This is a genomic window from Marinoscillum sp. (genome assembly GCF_965229915.1).
Lineage (GTDB): Bacteria > Bacteroidota > Bacteroidia > Cytophagales > Cyclobacteriaceae > Marinoscillum.
The window spans coordinates 845,898-868,494 of sequence record NZ_CBDDJZ010000001.1 but is presented as its reverse complement, the minus strand read 5'-3'; the positions used below and the strand labels follow the sequence as shown (position 1 = coordinate 868,494).

Below are 22,597 nucleotides of genomic sequence, written 5' to 3'. Positions count from 1 at the left end.
ATTAAAGTATAATATACTTCAGCATCAGTCCGATGCTCAACCAACCATAAGATATCAATGCGAGTACTTTGAGGATTTTTTCAGTCAAAGGACTTTTAGGGGCCATTTCGTGATGATGGCCGGCATGTCCTCCTGTTTTACCTAGGTAGATTAAAATCCCTGACAAGATCAAAAATCCAAAATTCATAAAAGTGGTGTAATCCCACTGGAAGTGATTCTGCTCGGTGATGCTATTAGTAGCACTAGTGGGCAGCATTTCTAAAAAATCCAACCCATAGTGAAGCATAAGCGATGTAGCAATCAGCGAACTAAAAAGTAATAGCAGTATGAATAAAGACATTTTCCAGCCATAGTACTTGGCATTGATGCGCAACACTGGAAGCACTACTAAGTCACTGAAAATAAACGCCATTACGCCGGCAAAGCTGACACCATTGTCATACAGAAGAGCGGCCAGAGGGATGTTACCCATGGATCCGATAAAGGTCATAAACGCGGCAACCGGACCAATGATTACGTGCTCCAACAAAGTGAAGAAAGAATAGTCTCCTCCCTGGGCTGTATTGATAAACAAGGTCTCAAAAAATGATCTGGGTACGAACGCTGCGACCAGTCCGGCGATGGTAAAACCAATGGTAACATCCTTCCAAACCATGTTCCATTCCATCTGGTATTTATGGCCGACCATTGCCCATTTTTGTTTCAAACTGGATTCGGAATGTTCATGCTGGTGATGCTGTTGTCCATGATCATGATGTCCTCCAGCAGAACTATTGGTGAGTTGCTTCAGATTATCTCTGGCATTGTTGATGAGGCTATTGGGTCTGATCAATGCGATCAGCAGCCAGCTAAAACCAATGAGCAACAAGCCCCCTACATATTCTCCTAGGATGAATTGCCAGCCCAGAAAGATGGAAATAACGATTCCCAATTCTATGACCAAATTGGTGGAGGCCAGTAAAAAGGCAATAGACGCCACAAAACTTGCGCCTTTTTGAAAGAGCGTTTTTGAAGTTGCCAATGCGGAAAAGCTACACGAACTGCTGATAAAACCGAAAAATGAGCCAATGGAGATGCTTTTTAGGGAAGAATCGCCCATCAGATTTTTCATGCGATCTTCGGTGACAAAGACTTGAATGATGCTACTTATACCGTATCCCAGGATAAAGGCCCATAAGGCCATCCAAAAAAAACCGGTGGTGGTGTAAGCTGCCTCGGCCCATTTTTCTAAAAAGGTCATTTACGTTTTATTTAGTTGTTGCGGTGCTCGTATTTAGAGAAAATCATCGCTACAGCACTTCTAATTTCTTCCTGCTTTTCTCTAGTGTCGGTTTCCAAAACTTCAGGCGCATAACCTTGCCAGACGAGCTGTCGTCTATCCTTATCGATCAGTTCAATAATGACACCACCCTGTTTACTTTGGGTAGAGGTATTTGAAGGCATAGCCGGATAGTAATACCACGAGTAAGGGGAATAGCTATAGTTGGATTGTTGGGTGTTCTTTTGTTCCACAAGTACTCTGGAATTAATTAAAAGATCAGGGTCAAATGCATCCAAAACATACCCTCTTCCTTGCATTTCAGACTCGATGGCTGTTTTTAACCGTTTTTTGGTCAAGGAATTATAGAAAAGTGGGTCCTTGTTGTTCTCGCTCTGAAACTCATCGGACCAGTAGTAGGTCTCGTAAGTCGAAAAATCGGCATCTCTATCATAATCGGTAATGACTGAGTAGCGAGATACGGAACATTGGGTGAAGGTTAGGGAGATGATGACTAATAAAACAGATGTTTTAAATCGTATCATAGTTGCTCCTTTAATTGGTTCTTATTTACGCAACCGACCTGGCAGGTAGTTGTTTAGACAAAAAAGCCAGGCAAACCTGGCTTTCTGTTAGTGATTTCCATCGTCATCATGTGCTCCATCTTTGCAACACATGGGGAGGTTCTCGTAGGATTCCGGATCGCGCTTCACATTATCTGCATTGTATCCTACTTTGGCCACTCGCTTTCTGATTGTAAGCGGATCGGTTTTTTTCTCGTTGTAAACCACCGTTAGGATTTTGGAGTCCACATCCAGGTTGACTTCCTTAACACCCTTTTCAAAAACCAGGTCGCTCTCAATGGCTTCTTTGCACATCTCGCATACTGCGGAGGTTTTGATCTCTACTTTGTAGCCTTTATCGACTTTCACTGGTTCTTTTTGAGCTAATACAGCTAGTGAAAGTAAAAACAAGGATAGTGATGTAATGATTTTGGTTTTCATGATATTTTGAGTTTATCGTTATCGTTCAATTCTATATTTAATTCCCGCATAGATCATCCTACCAGCAATGGGTGCCCAAACCAGTGAAGCATCGAAATCATTGCCAAAGGGATTTTCAGCATCCACAATCGGATTTTCTTGTTTAAAGTTCAATAGATTCTCAGACCCGAGATAGATATTTCCCCAACGGAATCCCCGGCTTACCTGGGCATTTAAAAGGAAGAAGTCCGGAGTGGAATTACTTACTTGAAATTCCGTTGGTTTGTCACTGGTATTGGGCAGTCGCTTGGTGCCAAACCATTGCAAGGTGGCATCTGCCTTCCATTTGTCATACTTGGTGGCATAGGAAGCATTCAGGAACAACCGATCGCGTGAGATGAAGGGTGCTTTTCTAAGTTCACCATTGATGGTAGTGCGTACATCATAGTACTTATAGGCCGTCTTAAAACCAAAGAGTTCATTCAGTTGGTACTTGGCTTCTACCTGAAAACTATGTGCATAAGACTGGCCATCCAGGTTGTAGATAGTCACCTGACTGGAATTTTGATCCATGTCATAGATCAACTGGTTTTCAAAGGTGGTATAGAAGTAGTCCCCAATCAGGTCTATTTTCTTGTTGCCAATATTAATGGTTGATGTTAGGCTTCCGCCCATGTTCCACGAGATTTCAGGGTCTAAATTCTCTGTCACCACAAACTGTCTATTGGAAACCAGCGAATTGATGTTTTCTACCAAAGGGTTGCCCACCCGATAACCACGTCCGATCGCCAATCGGATGGCCATATTGTCGTTGAAGGCATAGCGCGTGTGCAGTCTAGGTGTGTAGAACGTTCCATACAGATTGTGAAAATCCACTCGATTGCCCAAAATCAGGCTGAAATCATCTCCGGGTAAGAATGAATATTCAAAATAAGCTCCGGGCACTACTTCCGTTCTGGCAAAGGCTGAATCGGCATAAGCCTCATCAAAATCATCGTATAGCAAGCTCACGCCTGTTTTGTACTGGTGAAAGGAATTGCCAATAATGTTTTGATAGATGAGGGTTCCATAGATCGTCTTTTCTTTTCCAGAATAAGCATCTCGACCAAATCCAGCCTCTATGTCGGTGTACGATCCTGAGTAGATAAAGCCCAATCCTTGATAAGGCTTGGAAGGGAACAATACGCCGACTTTACCAAACACCTCGGCACGGGTGGTTTGGTTCATGAACCCATATTCTGGAGTCGTTTGAAAATCATCTCCAAAGTCATAACCGAGCTGGCCACCTGCCTTTTCATCGCGGATGACTTGTAGGCCTATTTGAGACTTGAGTCGCTCACCATCGTATTTGTACCGGTTTATGAAGTTGATCTGGCGCGACTTGGGCAGGTCCATGAAGCCGTCATCGTTTCCATCGATTTCCGTTCCGAGGTAATTCGTATGAAGCAGCAGCCCCGTGCTCCACTTGTCGGAAAGATCGGTGGCATGATTGGCATTGATTTCTACTCTGCCAAATGAGTTCACATATCCATTGAGATATAGTTTCTCACTCGATTCGGGTTTTTTTAATTCCACATTGAGCTGGCCCGTCATGGACTCATAGCCATTTACTACGGTTCCTGCACCTTTACCAACATCGATGGATTGGATCCAAGTGCCCGGTACATAACCCAAACCATAGCGTCCAATTAATCCGCGTACATAAGGTGTGTTCTCGCGATTGGTCTGAACATAACGACCATCAAGACCAAGCATTTGGATGGTTTTAGCACCAGTAATCGCATCGGTGTAGGATACGTCCACCGAGGCATTGGTTTCAAAACTCTCTGACAGGTTGCAGCAAGCTGCTTTGGCCAGCTCTCCTGCAGTGATAATCTCCACGTGCTTGGGTTCAAGTTTGTCCATGAAAGTAGATGAGCCCGTTACCACGACCTCATCAAGTGATTCTTCGGACTCTGAGAGCATGATGTGAAAAGGTCCTGATCCTTCTGGCTTGAGTATTTTGGTTTCGTATCCCGTATAAGAAATTACAATGTTCGATTTTGGGTCATTTAGCTTGAAACTGAATTTACCGTTTACATCGGTCACAATACCGTTTTGGGTGTTTTCTTCCAGAACAGTTGCTCCAATTAACGGTTCGTGATTTTGATCGGCCACCATTCCAGAGATGGTTTGTCCCATGAGCCTTAAGGTGCTCAGAGACAATAAAAAGAATAATAAATAGCTATTGTATTTCATTGTTTAAGTCATAATTACCATTGAATAAATGTGAGTGATAGACGCATTTGTCTAATCCCTAATTCAATTGGAGACTTAAATCAAGAATGACTGAACAAGTACTGGAATGTCTTGCTCAATCAGAGGAGGTTTGTAATTACGGTAGGCAAAATTTTGTGTGGGAACTTCTAGAATAGAAATGTCCAGAAGCACATAAGTAATTGTACTTAGTAGATGAAAATCTGCATCCAGATCGAAGGAATAAACTGTGACCGAGAGCTCGTCAACCTTAAACTCTTCTTTGGTATCTTTGCAGCAGCTCATCGGGCAGTCTTCCTGCTCCATTCCCATCATCTCCGCACAATGCTGACTCTTTTCAAAAAAAGACACATCCTTCACTCTACCCAGGCAATGATGCTTATGCATGGTAACGCCCATGGTGGCTATCACCAGTAATAAGGCGAGGGAAAGGTGCGCTATTTTTTTAAGAGCCTGCATTTATAGTACAAAGATACGAAAATGATTAGGGTAATGTTTTACAAGATTCTGATTCAAATTTATAGTTTTTGGACGGACTAAACGTTTTCGGTTTTGCCTAAAATGGCTTGTAAATCTTCTGGTATCTCCATCGGCCTGAGCGGCGGCACATTCGCTCCGCCAGTATTACCTAGAGGTACTTTACCTACAAAGGACTTGACGCCACCAACAAGTAATCTGAGGATTTGACCTAAAACCTCTTTGATGCTTTTAATATGAAATCCGAACTGCAACATCTTCCAGTGTACAAAGCTGTGTTCGTAAGGATAGGATTGGCCGATGATGTGAGCGCGTTCCAAATGGCGCCAGGCTTCTTGAAGCTTGTTTTGCTCAAAAGCCGCCAGATATTGAACAAGCTCATTTTGGTAATGAGGTCTTAGGGTTGAGGGTAATGACGTATTGAATTTCATGACTTATTGATTTTTATGGAGTATTCCATATGACGTTCTGACTTAACTTTCGAGTACCCTTCCATTCGGCAGACAGGCTCAAGATGACAGAACGCCCCATGATCATTGCCTTACTTAGTAAGTTGTTACTCTCGAAGCATCGGGAGGCACTCGAAGAGTAGACAAGAGCTTACAAAACAAAAAGCATCCATGCGGCCATGCCAACCATCGCCAGGTCTTCAATGATCGTGACGGTACTCATAGGTAAATTGAATACATCTCCCAGACAGGCACATTTGATCTTGCGCTTGTTGAGGTTGCTCTTGATCACACCGATGCTGCTAACACCGAGTACGATGACGGTTATCAAATTGGTATAGAATGGAGAGAAGTTGATTAAATACGCTACACCTAAGCCTAATTCCACAAAGGGATAAATGAAGCCCCATGTCTTCCATTTAGCAGCCACGATATCGTACATGCGATAAGAGCTGGCAAACCCTGAAAGGTTTAACAACTTAAAGAAGGAAAAAACCAGGAAGAATCCTGCCATGAAATGTCTCATCCAGAGCATTCCAGAAAATTGCTCAAACGGATACTGCACGAGTAGACTGACTCCAGCAATAAATCCAACAATCAACAGCAATGGCTTATAAGTGCTTAGCTGGATAGGAGGGAGAGAGGAGCTTTTTGAAGGTTCTTCCGTCTTTTTAGCTTTCCCGATGGCGGGCATTGGCGCTCGTTTGTTTGCTTGCTTCTCGGTGCTGATGGTATACTTTCCTAGCTGTTTATTGATTGTAGCAAGGTCCAATTCTCCCTCAGATTCGATCACTGCCTGCGGGTAATCCAGTTGGACTTTTAGTTCACTGATGTTGTTCTGATTTTTTAGCACATCAGTAACCGTTTCTACACATCCACTACAGGTCATGCCGGAGATGCTATAGTCTTTTTTGATTAATGCTTTCGTTTCCATGCTACAAATAACGCAAAAGTGTAGCTAGGAAGTTTTACAGGATTTTGGGAGAGGTTTATAAGATTTTGCTAGCTATGTCTTTCCCTTTGTCTTTTCCTATACCGGTAGATAGCAAAGAATATGGGCAAGAATATAACTAATAAGAACATCATGAGCGTAATCTAACCAATCCAGGAGCCAACTCATGAGTCCGTCGCGATTCTTCAAAAAAGGGATCTTAACAAATACCCTGAGCATGGTATTGAAATGGTGCTTTTTCAGAACAACTTTTGATATTAAACTTGAATCATATGAAAAAGTATCTAATGCTATCCTTAGTGGGCCTGATCTTGATTAGCTGCAAAGAAGAGCCAGAGTGCCAGGATTGGGTGTCTGGTTTTGAGAGCTATGAAACCACTGATGGAGGAAATGAACCTTTCTGTACTTCGCCATTGCTAAAGGGCTGGAAGCCTTCAGCATCAAACACCGCGGCGTACACTATGGAAATTACGGTGCAGCAGGGTTTTCATCATTTATTTATCAATAGTTCGGAGGATTCCTTCTTTAAAGCAGGGGATGAATATGAGTTGTCGGGAACCCAGGTTTCCCAGCACTATACACCTGATTCTTTTTGGATTGAAACAGATGACCAACACGTGATAGGTAGTATTTATTATTGGTATCCAGGGGAAGGTAATGTGGTCATCACCAAAGCCGACGAATCAACAGGCAAGGTGTCGTTAGTTGCCGAATACACTCTGGTAAACACGAGCGTCACTCCCAATGATGTCAGAAGTTTCCGAGTGAAAATTGATAATTATGCCTTTCCATTTAATCCCAGATAGCTTACTCACGATTTTTTAGAGACCCATACTTCCAATATACCGGAATGCCAATCAGAAATAGGGCAATGAAGAAAATGGTAACAAATAACATGTTGTTCAGGCTTTTATAGGTAATAAAGATACAAAAAAAGCCTAACCGAATGGCTAGACCGCTTGCAACGCGACGTTCACTTTGGGATTGGTGATGGCCGCATACACTTGGCACCGACAGGTGTCGATGGTTTCTGATGCTGTTAACGAGTAAGAATAGTTTGGGTTTCATCGAATGACTGATTCATTTGTCGAAAATCAATTTCGATTTAAAGTTGGCTCTCTTTAAATTCCAAACTTGGACACTACAACTTTGAAAACAGTACACTTTCTAGTATGTCTTTTATTGCTTTCGGTCTGCCATGGACAGCAGCGGGTAGTGGATAGTCTGAAACTTCAACTAGAGCAGGTTACTGACGACTCAGTCAGAATCCACCTTCTGGCTAATATCAGTTTTAAGTATGTATACATCGCACCTGATTCCGGTCTTATTTACGGTAAGTCGGCAATAGAACTTGCTGAGGAGGTTAGCGATTCGATTGGTCTAACCGTGGCTCACAATTCTGTTGGTGCCGATTACGCTTTTCTGGGAGACTTTGATTCTGCCAAATATCATTTTGAGAAGGTAGTAGAGCTGGCTAATGCTCAGGGAGATGATGCCAGAGCAGCTAAGGCTACCAATAACCTGGGGCTTATTGCCTGGAAGCGAGGTGATTATGTAGAAGCCATTAGAATGTATCAGGAGGCTCTGGCCGTGCATGAAAAGAATGGGTATATGCAGGGAATGGCCAATAACCTGAACAACATTGGTATTGTCTTCAAAGAGCAACAAGATCATGAACAAGCCTTAAAGTACTATCAGCAATCACTGGCTTTGAAAATACAATTAGGAGATACAATGGGGTCAGCTCGTACACTTAGCAATATCGCCAACATCTATATGGATGATCGTAAACCAGAGTTGGCACTGGAAAATCACTTTGCCAGTTTGCGATTACGTGAAAAAATGAATGACCGTAGCGGATTAACAGCTTCTCTACACAATATTGGATTGGTCTACCATGATCTGGGTATGCTGGACTCTGCAGAGAGTTATCACAATCAGGCATTGGCTGTAGCCAAAGTTCTTAACAGTAAGGAAGATGAAAGTGCCGCAATAGATGGATTGGCAGATGTTTACCTGGAACAGGGAAGAAATAAGCAGGCCCTTGATTATGCCATTTCGGCGCATCGCTTGGCCAAGGAAACAGGATTTAAATTTCTGGAGAAGAATACTTTGTTTGGGCTTTACCGAAGTTATGCGGCCAATGGTCAGTATGAGCAAGCCTACAAATACCAACAGGCTTATCACCAGCTAAAAGACTCTCTATTCAATGCTGACCGGGTAAAAGAGATCACCCAGATTGAATCTTCCTATCAGTTCAAAAAGGAGAAAGACTCTATACAGTTTGCCCGTGATCGAGAGGCTATCCTCTTCCAGACAGAGATTGAGACACAGGAACTAGCTCGCTCCAGGCTACTTATTGGTATGATGCTTTCAGGTCTATTGGTGATCGTGGTACTTGTTTTTTATCGGAACAAAGTGCAGACCAATAAAAGATTAAAGACCTTGAATGCTGAGGTTTCCGATCAGAACGAACGTCTGGAAAACTTGAATCAAACGAAGACGAAGTTATTCTCTATCGTTTCTCATGATTTACGGGGACCAATGAGTGTGTTTCAAGGTGCACCCTTAGTGATGAAAAAACTACTGGATAAAGGTAAAACCGATCAGGTCAGATCCTGGCTCACAGATATTGAACAGTATGCCGGTCAACTAACCACACTTTTGGATAACCTACTCAGCTGGGCAATCAATGAAAAAGGTGAATTTCCATATCACCCAGAATCAATCTACTTACGAAAGTCCGTTCAGGAAGTGGTGGATTATCTGGAAGGTCAGGCAGCTCATAAGGAAGTCACAATTGCCGTTGGTGTTTTGGATCATCTCTCCATCTGGGCAGACAAGAATAGTTTATCTACGATTCTGCGAAATCTCGTTAGTAATGCTATTAAGTTTACTCCAGCCCAGGGGAAAGTCGCGATTACTGCCGAGGAGCAGAATGATATGTTGATGCTGAAAGTAACTGATTCTGGAGTAGGCATGACAGAGGATCAGGTGAATAAGCTTTTCAAAGAAAGTAAGAGATCTAGTGCTGGAACAGATGGTGAAAAAGGAGTTGGTCTTGGACTCCAGCTTGTGCAGGATTTTGTTAGGATGAACAGAGCGAAACTGGAAGTGGTGAGTGAACCTGGCAAGGGAAGTACGTTCACGATCCATTTTCCAAAAGGTAACTGAAGTGGCAGTTAGATTACTGCCACTCCACTGTTTATTTACTTCCTCCTTATCACTCCTTGCTCCAGCATCGCTTCAAAGGCATCTTCCATCGTTTCCTGAATGGGTCGGAACTTGATACCCAAATCCTTTTTGATTTTCGAGTTATCTGCCTTCCAGCTGATGTTCACGTTCTTTTTGATAAACTGCCGGGTAATTGACTTATTGATCAATGGCCCAACGATTGTTAATAACCATTTTGGAAGCGCCTTCTTGGGAATAGGGTATTTACTTCCATACTTTGGAAGCAAAGCTTTGGCTAACTCCAGGAAGTTGGTGTTATGAGCGCTAGTAATGTATCTACCCTGAGCCGCAGGAGTGAACCCAGCAGCAAGATGGGCATCCGCTACATCTCTCACGTCTACTAAGCCCATCCCAAGATTAGGGACACCTGCTTTCATCGTTCCGTCTCCAAGCTGTTTTAGCAGGCTCATACTCTCTGATGTAGCACTCTGCGCATTCAATGCAGGTCCCATCACCAGCGAAGGATTGATGGTGACCAAGTCCCATTGCTCTTGTGCCTTGTTGATTTCCCAGGCTTTTTGCTCAGCAAGCGTTTTGGAGTAGGAGTAGGGCTGATGGTCCAGAGACGCAGTTGTGTTCCAGACATCCTCAGTCAGAATACCTCCCGGTGCTTTCCGTGTGTCTGTTGCATCCGTATAGATGGCGGCACAGCTACTGGTGACCACCACCCGTTTCACTGATTTTGTTTTGTTGGCTTGCTCCAGTACGTTGGCAGTTCCTTTTACGGCTGGGTCGATCAGTTCTTTCTTTGGATTCTTATAATTGGTTGTGAAAGGTGATGCGGTATGATACACCAGTTCGCAGCCCTCCATGGCTTCTGCATACGACCCTTGATCCAGAAGATCCGCCTTAAAGTATTTGATCTGGCCTTTTGAGTTAGCTGCTAAATCATCTAGATGAGCGATTTTTTTCTTGTTCTCAGGATCACGAACTGCCGCATGCACGGTCAATCCTTCATCCAATAGTCTTTTGACTAGCCATCCAGCTACATAACCGGTGGCCCCAGTGACTAATACGGGTTTGCTTTTATCAATTTGTGTCATGATTCAATTCCTTTAAGTTGATAAAGCAAAGATGACCTGAGTTGTTTCGTTTGATCAGCACAGATCAGCGAACGATCAACACTTTTTCCAGAACCTAATTGGTACTACGGTATTGCTGTGGGGTCATACCGGTTTTAGCTTTGAACAACCGACTGAAGTAATGCGGGTAGTTAAAGCCAAGAGAATAAGCTACTTCATTGATGGTTTGTTCCGTTCCTAACAGAACGGTTTTTGCCCGCTCCACCAGGTAGTGATTGATAAAATCTTTACCGCTTTTTCCGGTTTCTTTTTTTAACATATCACTGAGGTAGCCAGGAGACAGGTTGACTTTATCAGCTAGATAATGAATACTTGGCGGACCATATTCCAGCGGCTGGCTAGATTTGAAATAAGCTGTAAGCTCTTTTTCTACAATAGTTACCACGTCTTTGTGATGGTTTTGACGAGTATTGAACTGGCGTTCGTAGTAGCGTGAGCAATAGCTAAGAAGTAATTCCAGGGCTACATTAATCACCTGGTGGCTGTGATTGTCAATACGCTGTTCGTATTCTTGTTTGATCTTTTGAACAAGTTCGGTTATGGTGTTTTCTTCGAGTTCAGACAGGTGAAGCGCCTCGTGGTTTTCGTATCCGAAAAAGGTGTACTCTTCTATTTTTTGCCCGAGGTTGGATTTACGAATCAAATCGGGATGAAACAGTAACACCCAACCAGAGTCATTGCTACGATCTGCATTGTCATCCGTAGAGCTCATTACCTGACCTGGTCCTGTAAATACGAGCACGCCTTCTGCAAAATCAAAATGGTGGCGACCGTACTGCATACCACAATTCGAATCCTTCATCCAAATCGTATACATATCCAGGGTTACTCGTTGGCCAGCGGGGATGTTTGAAAAGTCAAGCTGCGTTACATCCAGTAGCGAGATCATCGGATGTTTGGGTTTGGGCAGGTTCAATAGCTTGTGAAGCTCGTGGATCGATCCAATGTTGAGAATACCTTTACTCATTGCCTGAAGAATTTAATGTCATGACAAAATTGTCATTAAACTTACCAGTCAAGAAACACAATTCATTGAATGTACAGCACAAAACAACGATAACACTCAAAGATTTAACCTGAGTCAGGTTGCTTCAGCCTGACTCAGGTTATGTCATAGCATCAATAGTAGGAATAGGTGCTGTAATCACTCCCCTGTGCATAAGGAATTCTTCTTTCGGAAACTCGGCCTTCACTATCTAGCGTGTAACTGAAATGATAGACAAATTCATGCCCGTTAGTTTTGTAGGTATGTATGCCCGGGAAGTTGGTTTGCGCCTTGATGCCTGGTATTACTTCAATTCCAAAGAAGTTTGAATAATTCGGGTGATAGCTCGAATAATAACGTTCAGATAATAGCTCGTATTCTTCTGTGATCTGATTCTTTGTATACCCCAACTGGGCATACAGGTTATTATCGTCATGATAGAGGTAAATCCATGTTAGAGATTCGGTAAATTCTCCACCAGGCTGTTTATGGTACTCTTGCACAGCTCCTACATTTCCGGCTATATCATAGTCGTAGAGCTTATATGATCTCAATTCACCATGATTGTATTCTTCAGATCGATAGATTCGTCCGTCTTGTTGTAAAAAGACCTCATAGATCTCTGGATAATGGTTAACTCGGGAGATGAGTCCATTATCAGCCCAAGAATAGGCATAGTTTCCTTGTCTGGTGAATGGCGTTCTGCTTTCCCAAAACATCTTTGACAATCGACCTAACTCATCGTATTCATAGGTTTGCGAACTATACCACCCACCACCTGATGTAGTCACCGTTTTTGGTTTGCCGGTCAGCTCATCATCATAGAGGTCAAGTAAAAAATGATCTTGATTACCTATTACCAGCCCACCCGTAACAGCGCCAATCGAAATGCTCAATGAATCATGTTTCAATACTAATTGATCATCGGTCATCATCACTATAAACGACAGAGATGTGGCACCTAATTCAGCAGTGAGGGTCAATTGACCATTTTGCAAAGCAGGTGATGTGCTTATGATCTGGCTTCTTACTTTTTGCTCAAATGAAAGATGGATATTTCCTGCTGTGCTCACCGGTTGGCTGAATTGGATTTCCACCAGATACCCTACCGCTCCTTCCATCATGGCACCGCTGCTATGAGCAAAATTGGCCGTCACATAGTCTATGTTTTCCTGTGGACTTTCGTCATCTAATATAGTGACGTGTGTGGTTTTTTTGGTCCCGATGACTACCCCTTGGGAGGCATCGGTGATGGTAAAAGTGACCATTCGATCTCCATTGATAACCGAATTGTCGATAGTCTTCAAGGAAACAGGAAATCTGATTTGTCCCGCTGGGATTATAAGATCAATCTGGCCTTCATCCAGATTCGGATTGGTTTGAAAGAATGTAGCGGATTCGGGAGTCACACTTATGGAGAGGCTAACCTCACTAGCCACCTGTCTGGACAGCTCCACAAATACATTGATTTGGGTGCTGTTTTCTAAAATGGACGTATCTCTAGATAACGACACCAGGACCATGGACTCATTAGGTTGAGGTGTTGGTGTATTGGTTTCATCCTGATCGCAGGAGATGAGGCTGATCACCACTATGGTGACTAGACCTAAGTTGAATAAAGTTCTCATTTCTAACAGTTCAGAAAAAAGGACAAAAGGGCTGTTTGATTCGCTTCTAAATCAAAGCGTGAGTACTGCCAGAGGTCGCTTTGGCCAAATGGCATGCCAATTCCAGATCCGGGAATCTGAAATTTATTGGATATCCTATTTTCGAAAGTCGAAAGGAAAAAAAAGGAGGCTGAGTGGAAGGCCCATGGATTTTCGATCAATTGTGCTGTAGAATACTTTTGATCTGTTAGTGAACACTGGATTGTCCGAAAAGAGACGGCCTAATACCGGTCAGCCAGTTCCAGAGCACATCCCCAACCCACCGTAAATCCCGCTCCACCATGTCCATAGTTATGAAACACGTTGGAGTATTGTGAGTCAAACTCAAAACGCACTTCACTTCTTCTCGGCCTTAATCCGACTTTTTCTTCTAGAATATGTGGTGTCTGATCTGTGACCCCAATAGCTCGAAACCGATCCAAAATCAACTCAGCATCTCGTTTGTTCGCTTCTTCATTCCAATCATTCAGATAATCAGTACCTCCTATGATCAGGTCTTCACTTCGTTGGATGGCATAGGTGAGTTGACCTGCTTTCGTGGAGTTCACATAGGAGTGTATATTCATGGATAGGCATCTTAAAATCTGTCCTCTCATAGGGATCAATTCTTCATCGCTGCACAATTCTTTAGACCCCAGTCCTGTACAGTTAATGACCAATTCATCCAGGTCACTCATTTCCTGCAGTGAGGAAATAGTCCTTTGTTCAAAGACTACACCAGACTTTTCACATCTGCTTTTTAGGTATGGTAGGTATTTATGAGGTTCTGCCAAAGGAACATTAGCAATGTAAGCAGCCCTGATTCCAGAAGGGAGTTCATGCTTATTGGCCTTATATACAGTTCCTTCTGGCATTCTTTGAACCCACTTAGAGTTACTTTCTGGAGTGTAAACGACCATGAATGGAATGAAGGATATTCCTTCCGCTACTGGCAGTTCCAGCTTGTATCGCTCATAAGCCCTGGCACCCCACTCGTTGGCTTTATGGATTGGATGTACTTCAAAAGGAAACCAAATGGCTCCTACCTTGAAAGAAAGTGATTTTTCCAAGGGTTCTTTTGAAATGACCCGAACCTTGAATCCCTTTTCACGGAGAGCGCTTGCAGCGGTCAATCCGATGATTCCAGAACCTACGACAGTTACCGATTGCATTTGAGCTGAATTTGATTACAAATTACAGTATTTCGAGAATCTGTTCTTTAGGAGCAATGAATAGGTTTAGTCTAAAGATTACTTCTGGTTAATTGGTCGTCTTGAAAGGTGTCTGATAAAGACTTCAGTAAACAAAGGCTTTTCAAAAATTAAAATTGGTCCTCCTGATCAAACAGGTAGAAGTAATCATGATTCTCTTGTTGATTGGGCTTTTAGAGTAACAATTATTATTTTCATAGGGTTATAGGATCAAATTATTCAGCTATGAGACCATATCGACTCCATTACCTGCTAATCGTGGCAATACTGGCATCATTTGGGTGTGAAGAGGAGACTCCAACTCCCAGTCAGCGGGATCAGGAATATGACATATATTCTTTGTATCTAAACACTTTGGAAGCTGAAGTCCTGGTAGTTGCAGAGGAATCATACCATGGGTTTGCACGTTTTGGAATTACAGAAAGATCATTAAATAATTTCGTTGACAACTATCCCGGGATTGAATCAACCTTGGTTATGCACTTATCAACGGCTGATCAAGATTCGATTTTGTATGAGAATAAATTTAATGTCCCACATGCTGAAATAATTCTCATTAATCGACCTGATTTTGCTGAGATCTTCTCTGAAGGCTATCAGGAGGGATGGAATAATTTTGTGTCCACATATGGAGAGTCTTCATTAAGTGTATCATTTACGCGAATTTCCTTTAACGAGACGATGGACAAAGCCATATTTTCAGCGGCTGTCGGTCAATGGTCTTATCTCGGATATATGGTTTATCTCGAATATGAAAATGATCAGTGGGCCATAAAACAAGTGATCAATACGTTTGTCACTTAACAACCACTGGATAAGTGAATTACCCAGTGGTTATCAGTACTTTAAAAGAATCAATTAGTTGTCACAAAAGGATACTTCAAAATCACCTTTGATCCAGAAGTTGTTGTCGATTTTGGCGTCTACTGTTCCTCTGACGGTTGATTCATCGATTGAAAGAATTTCCACGTACCCATCGTATGCGTTGTAATTGGTTTGATCCCCAATGACAGTAAAATAAACGCCGTTATTGTGATTGGTTTCCTCGTCGAAATACAACTCATGCACACCCACTTCAAGCGGAGGTCTGAACGATACGCTATTGGTATTTCGAAAAGTCACATCACAGATGTTGTTGTGATCATATTTATTAAAGAGCTGGATGAATAAATCCTCAGTGGTATTGGCATCATTGGTGCCATCAGGAGCTATCTCCACTCTACCACCTTTTGTCTCAAATGATTGACCGTTGATTTTCCCTTCAATGGTGGTAATGAAAGCCGTATTGTCATCTAATGTCTCAATCTCTTCTTCCAAATTGTCCTCTGTACAGGCAGCAAAGAGAATAAACATAGAAAGGGTACTCAATGCAATAAGTCCTCTAAAATGGAATGGTGTAGTTGTTTGTTTCATAGTTACGAATGTTTAAGCCTGTAACCTGAAAACCAATAATCGTACCAGAAAACGTTTTGTGGAGTTTATTGCGATGTAGGTGCAAACTCAAAGTACTGATTATGAGCCTCAAACCCAATTTTTTGATAGATGCTCAGACCATCTGCTGAAGCCTGAAGTACCACGTTTTTATAATTAAGTTCTTTGGCTTTTTTCAATGCAAAAGTCATCAGTGCAGAACCGATCCCCTGTCCACGAGCATCTTCCAGAGTGGCCAACCCGTAGATACCAATAGTCTCATGATCTGTTGGAAATAGCTCCACCGTCGCTAAGGGAGTACCCTCATGGTAATAAACCAGTAAAACAACACCACTGCTCTGGTGTAAATAGTGGGCCGCAGTTTTTTGATAGTATTCGAGCACATTAGGATCAGGAGGAGTCCAATTCGAGGCAATGACATTCGCAAAGTCAATTAGTTGTTCTTCAGTCACAACCTCTAAGATATTTTGGTGTTTTTTTAAATCTAAAGGCTCGTAAGTGACCAAATCAAGGGACATTCCCATCTCTGATCCCTGCTGGCTCAATGAGTGCTCTTCTAGGTAAGCTTGTACTTGCTCCGTGAGATTTTCACTGTTGATCCAGAGGCAATAGTCTAGGCTTTTCCTCTTGAAATGATCCAAAGCTAGCGTTATTTCATTGGGAGTGATATTTAGTCCATTGTTGATGTGAATGATATTGAACGTGTCACAGGAGAGTCCACTATCTACAAAGGTGAGGTTCTCCAGTTGATGCACATTCATTCCATTTGCCTTCTTCGGAATCATGGTAGCATGCACCCCAAAGTTGAGATCAATCAGTTTAGGTTTAGTAGTAGGGTTCATTATCAACCAGAGTTCAAACCGGTTCTTGCTGACTCAAACAATGGAAACTACCCAGTCCCCAAACTATGTCAGTAGAGTCTATTCCAATTACTTTTCGATCCGTAAAAAGTGCTGATAGGATCTCCAGGGCAACTGGATCATTTTTTTTGTCACGGTAGGTAGGCACTACCACACATTCATTAGCAATGTAAAAATTGGCATAAGACGCTGGTAGACGCTGATCATCATAGATAATCGAGTTAGGCATGGGCAATTCTATCACTTGAAGTGGTGAGCCATCAGGCAGTTTGAATGACTTGAGCATTTGCAGGTTTTCCTGCAGCGGAGTGTGATTCTCGTCTGCTTCGTTAGGTTCAACTACTGTAACCACTGTGTTATTGTTGACAAATCGAGTGATGTCATCTACATGGCCATCCGTATCGTCTCCAACGATTCCATCGCCAATCCACCAAATCTGTGAAGCTCCATAGTAATCCTTTAGAAACCCTTCAATTTGCTCTTGGTTAAGATGTGGGTTGCGATTCTTATTGAGGAGGCATGCTGTGGTAGTCAGGACGATCCCCTGATCATTGAAATCTACAGATCCACCTTCCATTACGATACCTGGATTGAAGACTTTAAGTCCAAGCTGCTCAGCAACCTTGGTGGGAATCTGATTGTCCAGATCATAAGGAGGATATTTCTCACCCCAGGCATTGTAGCCCCAGTTGACGATGGCTTTATCTCCTTCTTTAATAACAAATGCGGGACCGTGATCACGGCACCATGCATCATTGGTTGGATGCTGATAAAACTTTATTCTGGACAAATCAGCATCCACAGCCTTTAGGTACTCAATTGCTTTTTGCTGCATTTGGTCTGTGGCTACATTGATGCAGACTTCCTCACCTTTGGCCACTTCTTTGACAAAGTCACAGTAAGGTTTATAAATGGTCTCAATTTTTCCAGGCCACGAATTGACATTGTGCGGCCAACTCAACCAGGTAGCCCGGTGTGGTTGCCATTCGGCAGGAAACCGAAATCCTTCAGCTTTTGGAGTACTCATTCCTCGTCGATGAATCGTTTTTCAATAGGTGCATAAGCATCAATTCTTCGGTCACGAAGAAACGGCCAATGCACACGGTAGCTGTCTGATTTGTCCAGATTGACCGGTACTACTTTCACGATTTCTTCCAGGTGGGGTGCTTTGTAGTCCAGCCAGCCAAAAGCGTTGGTTACATAAGATCCACCCCAAAACTGCATGTCACCTTCTACACCAGTTCTGTTGACACCAATAACAGGTATGCCATTGGCTACAGCATGTGACTGCTGGATGGTTTGCCAGGCGTTGTGTTGCTCTTTATTGGTTTGCTCATCTTGACTATTGTGCCAGCCAATAGCTGTTGGGTAGAAGAGCATTTCGGCACCTTTCAGCGCTGTGATGCGAGCTGCTTCAGGATACCACTGATCCCAGCAGACAAGCACACCAATTTTAGCATACTTGGTATCAAATGTTTTGAACCCCAGGTCACCGGGAGTAAAGTAGAATTTCTCAAAATAGCCTGGGTCATCCGGAATGTGCATTTTTCGATACTTACCCATGTAAGTGCCATCTGCATCGATTACTGCTGCAGTATTGTGATATAGACCCTGAGCTCGTTTTTCAAAAAGTGAGGCTACAATCACCACGTTGTGTTTTTTAGCCAGTTCACTGAATTTTTCGGTAGTCGGGCCGGGAATTGCTTCTGCGAGGTTAAAATTGTCATAGTCTTCCACATCACAGAAATATTTGGAACGGAATAGTTCTTGTAAGCAAACTATCTGAGCACCCTGAGCGGCTGCCTCTTCTATTCCTTTTATTGCTTTTTGAAAATTGTCTTCCAGATCATCGCTACATGTGTTCTGAACAAGACCAATGTTTACAATTCTTTCTTTTGCCATATCAATGCTTCAACTCGTAATGGGGTGGTGAAGTTCGGGAATTGTACGTGAAATTGAAAAAAGTGAATGACACTAATTCAGGTAAATGTTGATTTGGTCGTAATTGACCCAAATTCCTGAAGCAGGAGTTTAATTCTGATCAGATTCGACTTTTAGTTGCCAGGTGGTGGCGAGGTTAAAGGACCTTTTCATACCGGTGACTTGATAACCGATGATGCCCAATGCGATGCCTCCGGCCATCATGGCCAATGGAGGGCCAGTGGGCTGCTCATCAGGAAAAAGGTAGGAATCTCCAGAACTGGAAGCTATGGCGAGCCCGACTAATCCTGAAAAAGTGAAGAAAGCACCTGCAGCGCTTATAGTATAGCCAGTTACATTCTGAGCCAACTGGACTTTCGTCTTACAGTTGATACGCTTGATGTAGTTCAACGCTAGTGTATCATTCCCACTCACTATAGCATTTTCAGACAATTGGATATCTTCCAACTGGTATTTTTTTCCGGAGAGCATGGTCACCTGGATATCCGAAGGAACTACCAGACGCTTCTTGTCTGGGTTGTTTCGTTTTTCGAGGATTAAATGCTGAGCGTAACCGGCATGAGTTAGAAGGAGCAGAACGCAAAAAAGTAGTTGAGGGAAACGTACCATTATCTTCCAATTGAATTACCTATGGAAGATAACGAAATGAAGCAAGATTTTAACTAACTACCGTTGAAACTGAGGTCGAAATTTTCTAGGGTTTCCAGCGTAGTTTTTTTTCAATTGAAAGTAAATGATCGAACCGAGCAAAGGGAAAAATAATATGATCACCAGCCAAATGGTACGGTAGTGAGGTTGATCAAACCTTGTTCTGGTAAGATTGATAATAGCGAGAAACCAAAGCAATAGTCCCAAGCCAGTGAGTGTCATCATTAAGTATTGCATGACAGAAAGTTATATAATTATTTTTGAAACCTCTCCTGTTTAGGATTGTACTTCACGGCAGCGTGCTCCTGACGTATTCTTTCAATTTGTATGAGGTGTCGGTAGTTGTGGTAGATTACCACACGGAGCGTGTCACCCAATTTCAATTTGATCCAATTAGAAATAGAGATCCTTGTCTTGGTTTTGTGAAGGTTGACTTTCCTGGATTGCTCCAGAAGAGATAGAAGCTGCTGTTGTTGATCAATGAACTCCTGAATAGAAGATTGATCTAGTTGAGAACCAAGTGGGTTCATGCTTTTAAAGGTCTTCATCTTGTTCAGTTTTTCCCTGGGCAGCATGCTTTTGGCGAAGTAATCACCCAGAAGATATGATCGAAAATATGCTGTCGGTTGATGGCTGCTTTGGTTAATTTGCTTTTCAATTTCTGGAATGTAGAAATGACCGTACCTATTGAGATGCTCCAGACATTCAAGAATACTCCAGCTTTTTGGATCGCTTTTAGAGTTGAGTTCTTCAGTGTCTAGTTGTAGTAGCTCTTGGGCTACATTTAGGTGGTTGCGAGTCATTTGAGTTAACTCGTCGATCAATTCTTGGCTTCCGATATTCATCAATTTTTTTTTGGCAAATATCCCTTATTTGTATTCCCTAAATCTTGATCGAAATTAAGATTTCATGATGCGGGAGAGTGTCTCAGGGGTCATGCGCAGGTAGGAAGCGATGTATTTGTTGGGAATTTCCTGAAACAGTCTTGGACTTCTAGCCAAAACCCTTTTGTATCGTTCTAGCGGAGAGGTTGTCAGCAGGTCTTGTTCGCGCTCCATGTGTTCATAGACCATACCTTTCCAACCCTGATACCATCTATTTTTCAGATCATCGGAAGAGTTGATGAACTCCTCAAATTTTGCTTTAGAGATCCTCTTAATAGTGGATTTGCGCAGTGCCTGAAAGAAAAAGGAAGTGGACCTGTTGGTAATGAAGCTATCCAGGGCAGAGATGAGATCGCCCTGATAGCCAAATCGAATGGTGTGTTCTGTTGTCTCTTCAGTGATGAATATACGAAAGCTACCTTCCTGTACGAGGTACAGGTGGGTGTCCAGGTCTCCTTTGCTGATCAGAAAATCATAACGCTTCAATTGAATGGTTTTTTCCCATAATCCTGCAGCTGTGATTTGATCTGATAGGTAATCCCTGGGATTCATCTGTTGTTGGGAATTTGACTATCTCCGCTTACCCTTACCTCCAGAGCGCCGTTTTCCCTTGCCTCCGCCGCGATATGGCTTTGGACTGTATTCGGGACCTTCACCAATATGTGCAGGAATCTTCGCCTTAGGCACTGGGTTGCCAAGCAGTTCTTCTATGGCCAGGAACTTGGATTGTTCTTTTTCATTTACAAACGTAAAGGCTGCTCCGGTGCTAGCCGCACGCGCTGTTCGCCCTATACGGTGGATATAGTCTTCGCCATCGTTTGGTACATCATAGTTGATCACTATATCAATGTCCTCCACATCAATGCCCCTGGCGAGTATGTCTGTGGCCACCAGTACTTTTAGTTTTCTGCTTTTGAATTGGCTGAGCACTTCTTCTCTCGTCTTTTGTTCCAGGTCTGAGTGGATTTCTTCTACTGAGAGGTCATTCTTCTTCAGCTCTCGGGTCAGCCGTTTCGCACTGTCTTTGGTCGAGCAAAAAACGATAACACTACGTAAGAAATCTGCCTTGAGAATATGTTTGACCAGTTCGATCTTTTGGCCATCATAGCATACAAATGCCGCTTGGATGATTTTTTCGTTGGGTTTGGATATGGCGATACTGACTTCTTCAGGTTCTTGAAGAATTTTTCTTGCCAGTTCCCTGATTTTAGGAGGCATCGTAGCAGAGAATAGCAACGTCTGGCGCTCTTTCGGCAAATACCGAATGATTTTCATGATGTCTTCATTGAATCCCATATCCAGCATTCGATCTGCCTCATCCAATACCAAAACGTCCAGTTTTTCAACCTTCACGTAGTTCATGTTGAGATGAGCTATAAGCCTGCCGGGAGTACCTATGATGATGTCTGCGCCTTCCGTGAGTGCTTTTTTCTCCCGATCAAAAGACTGTCCATCACCTCCGCCATATACAGCCAGAGAGCTCACAGAGGTATAGTAGGAGAGGCCTTCCAGTTGCTGATCTATCTGGACGGCAAGTTCTCTTGTAGGCACAATCACCAATGCTTTGATATGGCCATCTTCGGGCTGTTCCAGTATTTTGTGGATCACAGGGAGCAGAAAAGCAGCTGTTTTTCCTGTTCCTGTCTGTGCAGCAGCGATGATGTCTTTATTAGCTAAAATGAGTGGTATAGTCGCCTCCTGAACAGGAGTAGCATTTTCGAACCCAATCGCATCGATTCCTTCGAGCAGGGTTGGATTCAAATTCAGTTCTGAAAATTTCAAAGTAATCTTCCTTCTTTCGTGTCAATTTCTTGATCGTCACATTTGACAATCCGAGGTAATTTAATCAATCGCCAGTTACTTCAAGAAGTTTTCATTCTGAAACCATCAAACATGTACCAATTCTTTGAGTTCTTCGTATTTTTCTCTCGACTTGGCTATTGTGGTGGGTAGTCCAAAAAACTCCAGCATGACACGTGCTGCATTTCTGATCAGTATGCCACCTCCGACCACAACGACTCGTGCTATTTGTCTTTTGTGAATGTTCATGTATTGGTACCAGATTTTCCTCGCAGAGATCTCAAAACCATTCATTTCTTCACAGTCCCACACAAAGACATACCGTTCTGATAGGTTGCTTTCGAGCATCTGATGCCACGCCTGTGTGGAGCGATTGGAGGCTTCTTCAGTGAACTTGCCTTTGAAGCGAAAATACAAACATGGTTCGTCCTGAAAATGATCCGAATGGATGTCGATAGATGAAGAAGTGAATTTCATGGCGCAACTATTATCAACTTAAT

24 protein-coding genes are annotated in these 22,597 nt (G+C 42.8%); 3 read left to right on the top strand and 21 right to left on the bottom strand.

The genetic code is table 11. The features are described 5' to 3' along the window. Nucleotide 1 precedes the first annotated feature (1 nt). The 7 genes from ACO067_RS03705 to ACO067_RS03675 form a co-directional block, all read right to left on the bottom strand. Nucleotides 2-1,240 carry a permease gene (locus ACO067_RS03705; protein ID WP_421870948.1) on the bottom strand — a complete coding sequence of 413 codons (1,239 nt, stop codon included), beginning with the start codon at nt 1,238-1,240 and terminating at the stop codon, nt 2-4. Between the two features lie 11 nt (nt 1,241-1,251). Then, complete coding sequence (locus ACO067_RS03700) at nt 1,252-1,803, bottom strand: DUF4136 domain-containing protein (RefSeq protein WP_421870946.1); 552 nt, start codon at nt 1,801-1,803, stop codon at nt 1,252-1,254. 87 nt (nt 1,804-1,890) lie between these two features. Continuing rightward, nucleotides 1,891-2,262, bottom strand: coding sequence for a heavy-metal-associated domain-containing protein (locus ACO067_RS03695; RefSeq protein ID WP_421870944.1), 372 nt, complete (start codon nt 2,260-2,262; stop codon nt 1,891-1,893). An 18-nt stretch (nt 2,263-2,280) separates the two neighbouring features. Then, nucleotides 2,281-4,479 carry a carboxypeptidase-like regulatory domain-containing protein gene (locus tag ACO067_RS03690; protein WP_421870942.1) on the bottom strand — a complete coding sequence of 733 codons (2,199 nt, stop codon included), beginning with the start codon at nt 4,477-4,479 and terminating at the stop codon, nt 2,281-2,283. A 75-nt stretch (nt 4,480-4,554) separates the two neighbouring features. Next, on the bottom strand, nt 4,555-4,956 hold the full coding sequence (locus ACO067_RS03685) for an HYC_CC_PP family protein (RefSeq protein ID WP_421870940.1): 402 nt from the start codon (nt 4,954-4,956) through the stop codon (nt 4,555-4,557). Nucleotides 4,957-5,033: 77 nt separating this feature from the next. Beyond that, nucleotides 5,034-5,405 (bottom strand): DUF3703 domain-containing protein, encoded by a 372-nt coding sequence (locus tag ACO067_RS03680; protein WP_421870938.1) that lies wholly within the window; start codon nt 5,403-5,405, stop codon nt 5,034-5,036. Nucleotides 5,406-5,574: 169 nt separating this feature from the next. After that, nucleotides 5,575-6,357, bottom strand: coding sequence for a heavy-metal-associated domain-containing protein (locus ACO067_RS03675; protein ID WP_421870936.1), 783 nt, complete (start codon nt 6,355-6,357; stop codon nt 5,575-5,577). A 290-nt stretch (nt 6,358-6,647) separates the two neighbouring features. On the opposite strand from ACO067_RS03675, the gene ACO067_RS03670 reads away from it, so the two are divergent. Further along, nucleotides 6,648-7,181, top strand: coding sequence for a hypothetical protein (locus tag ACO067_RS03670; protein ID WP_421870934.1), 534 nt, complete (start codon nt 6,648-6,650; stop codon nt 7,179-7,181). Nucleotides 7,182-7,509: 328 nt separating this feature from the next. After that, a complete protein-coding gene (locus ACO067_RS03665) occupies nt 7,510-9,549 on the top strand; it encodes a tetratricopeptide repeat-containing sensor histidine kinase (RefSeq protein ID WP_421870932.1) in 2,040 nt (679 codons plus the stop codon). Nucleotides 9,550-9,584: 35 nt separating this feature from the next. Here the strand turns inward: ACO067_RS03665 and ACO067_RS03660 are convergent, their stop codons facing one another. From ACO067_RS03660 to ACO067_RS03645, 4 genes are all read right to left on the bottom strand, one after another. Then, the gene (locus tag ACO067_RS03660; RefSeq protein WP_421870930.1) at nt 9,585-10,652 is read right to left on the bottom strand and encodes an NAD-dependent epimerase/dehydratase family protein; all 1,068 of its coding nucleotides are present in this window, start codon (nt 10,650-10,652) and stop codon (nt 9,585-9,587) included. 94 nt (nt 10,653-10,746) lie between these two features. Continuing rightward, a complete protein-coding gene (locus ACO067_RS03655; protein WP_421870928.1) occupies nt 10,747-11,658 on the bottom strand; it encodes a helix-turn-helix domain-containing protein in 912 nt (303 codons plus the stop codon). Nucleotides 11,659-11,810: 152 nt separating this feature from the next. Continuing rightward, nucleotides 11,811-13,304 (bottom strand): hypothetical protein, encoded by a 1,494-nt coding sequence (locus tag ACO067_RS03650; protein ID WP_421870926.1) that lies wholly within the window; start codon nt 13,302-13,304, stop codon nt 11,811-11,813. Nucleotides 13,305-13,564: 260 nt separating this feature from the next. Beyond that, complete coding sequence (locus tag ACO067_RS03645) at nt 13,565-14,494, bottom strand: FAD-dependent oxidoreductase (protein WP_421870924.1); 930 nt, start codon at nt 14,492-14,494, stop codon at nt 13,565-13,567. A gap of 264 nt (nt 14,495-14,758) precedes the next feature. Between ACO067_RS03645 and ACO067_RS03640 the strand changes: the two genes are divergently transcribed. After that, on the top strand, nt 14,759-15,337 hold the full coding sequence (locus ACO067_RS03640) for a hypothetical protein (protein WP_421870922.1): 579 nt from the start codon (nt 14,759-14,761) through the stop codon (nt 15,335-15,337). 54 nt (nt 15,338-15,391) lie between these two features. Here ACO067_RS03640 and ACO067_RS03635 read toward each other — a convergent pair whose 3' ends face one another. The 10 genes from ACO067_RS03635 to ACO067_RS03590 all read right to left on the bottom strand — a co-directional run bounded on the left by ACO067_RS03635 (nt 15,392) and on the right by ACO067_RS03590 (nt 22,574). Further along, a complete protein-coding gene (locus tag ACO067_RS03635; RefSeq protein ID WP_421870920.1) occupies nt 15,392-15,946 on the bottom strand; it encodes a hypothetical protein in 555 nt (184 codons plus the stop codon). A gap of 65 nt (nt 15,947-16,011) precedes the next feature. Next, nucleotides 16,012-16,806, bottom strand: a complete 795-nt coding sequence (locus ACO067_RS03630) for a GNAT family N-acetyltransferase (protein WP_421870918.1) — start codon at nt 16,804-16,806, stop codon at nt 16,012-16,014. 13 nt (nt 16,807-16,819) lie between these two features. Further along, nucleotides 16,820-17,851: an agmatine deiminase family protein gene (locus ACO067_RS03625; protein WP_421870916.1), complete on the bottom strand. Its 1,032-nt coding sequence runs from the start codon at nt 17,849-17,851 to the stop codon at nt 16,820-16,822. Beyond that, entirely contained in the window at nt 17,848-18,726 is an 879-nt protein-coding gene (locus tag ACO067_RS03620; RefSeq protein ID WP_421870914.1) for a carbon-nitrogen hydrolase, read from the bottom strand. Before ACO067_RS03620 ends, ACO067_RS03625 begins: the two co-directional genes overlap by 4 nt. Nucleotides 18,727-18,855: 129 nt before the next feature. Next, complete coding sequence (locus tag ACO067_RS03615) at nt 18,856-19,374, bottom strand: hypothetical protein (RefSeq protein WP_421870912.1); 519 nt, start codon at nt 19,372-19,374, stop codon at nt 18,856-18,858. 57 nt (nt 19,375-19,431) lie between these two features. Continuing rightward, entirely contained in the window at nt 19,432-19,635 is a 204-nt protein-coding gene (locus tag ACO067_RS03610; protein WP_421878266.1) for a PLDc N-terminal domain-containing protein, read from the bottom strand. Nucleotides 19,636-19,667: 32 nt separating this feature from the next. After that, nucleotides 19,668-20,258, bottom strand: a complete 591-nt coding sequence (locus ACO067_RS03605) for a DinB family protein (protein WP_421870910.1) — start codon at nt 20,256-20,258, stop codon at nt 19,668-19,670. Between the two features lie 54 nt (nt 20,259-20,312). Then, entirely contained in the window at nt 20,313-20,849 is a 537-nt protein-coding gene (locus ACO067_RS03600; RefSeq protein ID WP_421870908.1) for a Crp/Fnr family transcriptional regulator, read from the bottom strand. A gap of 18 nt (nt 20,850-20,867) precedes the next feature. Then, complete coding sequence (locus ACO067_RS03595; RefSeq protein WP_421870906.1) at nt 20,868-22,079, bottom strand: DEAD/DEAH box helicase; 1,212 nt, start codon at nt 22,077-22,079, stop codon at nt 20,868-20,870. Nucleotides 22,080-22,184: 105 nt separating this feature from the next. After that, nucleotides 22,185-22,574 (bottom strand): hypothetical protein, encoded by a 390-nt coding sequence (locus ACO067_RS03590; protein WP_421870904.1) that lies wholly within the window; start codon nt 22,572-22,574, stop codon nt 22,185-22,187. Between the last annotated feature and the right edge of the window lie 23 nt (nt 22,575-22,597).

Bases quoted from the DNA above. Each gene is read 5' to 3' on its own strand.
- ACO067_RS03705 (WP_421870948.1), bottom strand. From the start codon at position 1,240: ATGACCTTTTTAGAAAAATGGGCCGAGGCAGCTTACACCACCACCGGT.
- ACO067_RS03700 (WP_421870946.1), bottom strand. From the start codon at position 1,803: ATGATACGATTTAAAACATCTGTTTTATTAGTCATCATCTCCCTAACC.
- ACO067_RS03695 (WP_421870944.1), bottom strand. From the start codon at position 2,262: ATGAAAACCAAAATCATTACATCACTATCCTTGTTTTTACTTTCACTA.
- ACO067_RS03690 (WP_421870942.1), bottom strand. From the start codon at position 4,479: ATGAAATACAATAGCTATTTATTATTCTTTTTATTGTCTCTGAGCACC.
- ACO067_RS03685 (WP_421870940.1), bottom strand. From the start codon at position 4,956: ATGCAGGCTCTTAAAAAAATAGCGCACCTTTCCCTCGCCTTATTACTG.
- ACO067_RS03680 (WP_421870938.1), bottom strand. From the start codon at position 5,405: ATGAAATTCAATACGTCATTACCCTCAACCCTAAGACCTCATTACCAA.
- ACO067_RS03675 (WP_421870936.1), bottom strand. From the start codon at position 6,357: ATGGAAACGAAAGCATTAATCAAAAAAGACTATAGCATCTCCGGCATG.
- ACO067_RS03670 (WP_421870934.1), top strand. From the start codon at position 6,648: ATGAAAAAGTATCTAATGCTATCCTTAGTGGGCCTGATCTTGATTAGC.
- ACO067_RS03660 (WP_421870930.1), bottom strand. From the start codon at position 10,652: ATGACACAAATTGATAAAAGCAAACCCGTATTAGTCACTGGGGCCACC.
- ACO067_RS03655 (WP_421870928.1), bottom strand. From the start codon at position 11,658: ATGAGTAAAGGTATTCTCAACATTGGATCGATCCACGAGCTTCACAAG.
- ACO067_RS03650 (WP_421870926.1), bottom strand. From the start codon at position 13,304: ATGAGAACTTTATTCAACTTAGGTCTAGTCACCATAGTGGTGATCAGC.
- ACO067_RS03645 (WP_421870924.1), bottom strand. From the start codon at position 14,494: ATGCAATCGGTAACTGTCGTAGGTTCTGGAATCATCGGATTGACCGCT.
- ACO067_RS03640 (WP_421870922.1), top strand. From the start codon at position 14,759: ATGAGACCATATCGACTCCATTACCTGCTAATCGTGGCAATACTGGCA.
- ACO067_RS03635 (WP_421870920.1), bottom strand. From the start codon at position 15,946: ATGAAACAAACAACTACACCATTCCATTTTAGAGGACTTATTGCATTG.
- ACO067_RS03630 (WP_421870918.1), bottom strand. From the start codon at position 16,806: ATGAACCCTACTACTAAACCTAAACTGATTGATCTCAACTTTGGGGTG.
- ACO067_RS03625 (WP_421870916.1), bottom strand. From the start codon at position 17,851: ATGAGTACTCCAAAAGCTGAAGGATTTCGGTTTCCTGCCGAATGGCAA.
- ACO067_RS03620 (WP_421870914.1), bottom strand. From the start codon at position 18,726: ATGGCAAAAGAAAGAATTGTAAACATTGGTCTTGTTCAGAACACATGT.
- ACO067_RS03615 (WP_421870912.1), bottom strand. From the start codon at position 19,374: ATGGTACGTTTCCCTCAACTACTTTTTTGCGTTCTGCTCCTTCTAACT.
- ACO067_RS03610 (WP_421878266.1), bottom strand. From the start codon at position 19,635: ATGACACTCACTGGCTTGGGACTATTGCTTTGGTTTCTCGCTATTATC.
- ACO067_RS03605 (WP_421870910.1), bottom strand. From the start codon at position 20,258: ATGAATATCGGAAGCCAAGAATTGATCGACGAGTTAACTCAAATGACT.
- ACO067_RS03600 (WP_421870908.1), bottom strand. From the start codon at position 20,849: ATGAATCCCAGGGATTACCTATCAGATCAAATCACAGCTGCAGGATTA.
- ACO067_RS03590 (WP_421870904.1), bottom strand. From the start codon at position 22,574: ATGAAATTCACTTCTTCATCTATCGACATCCATTCGGATCATTTTCAG.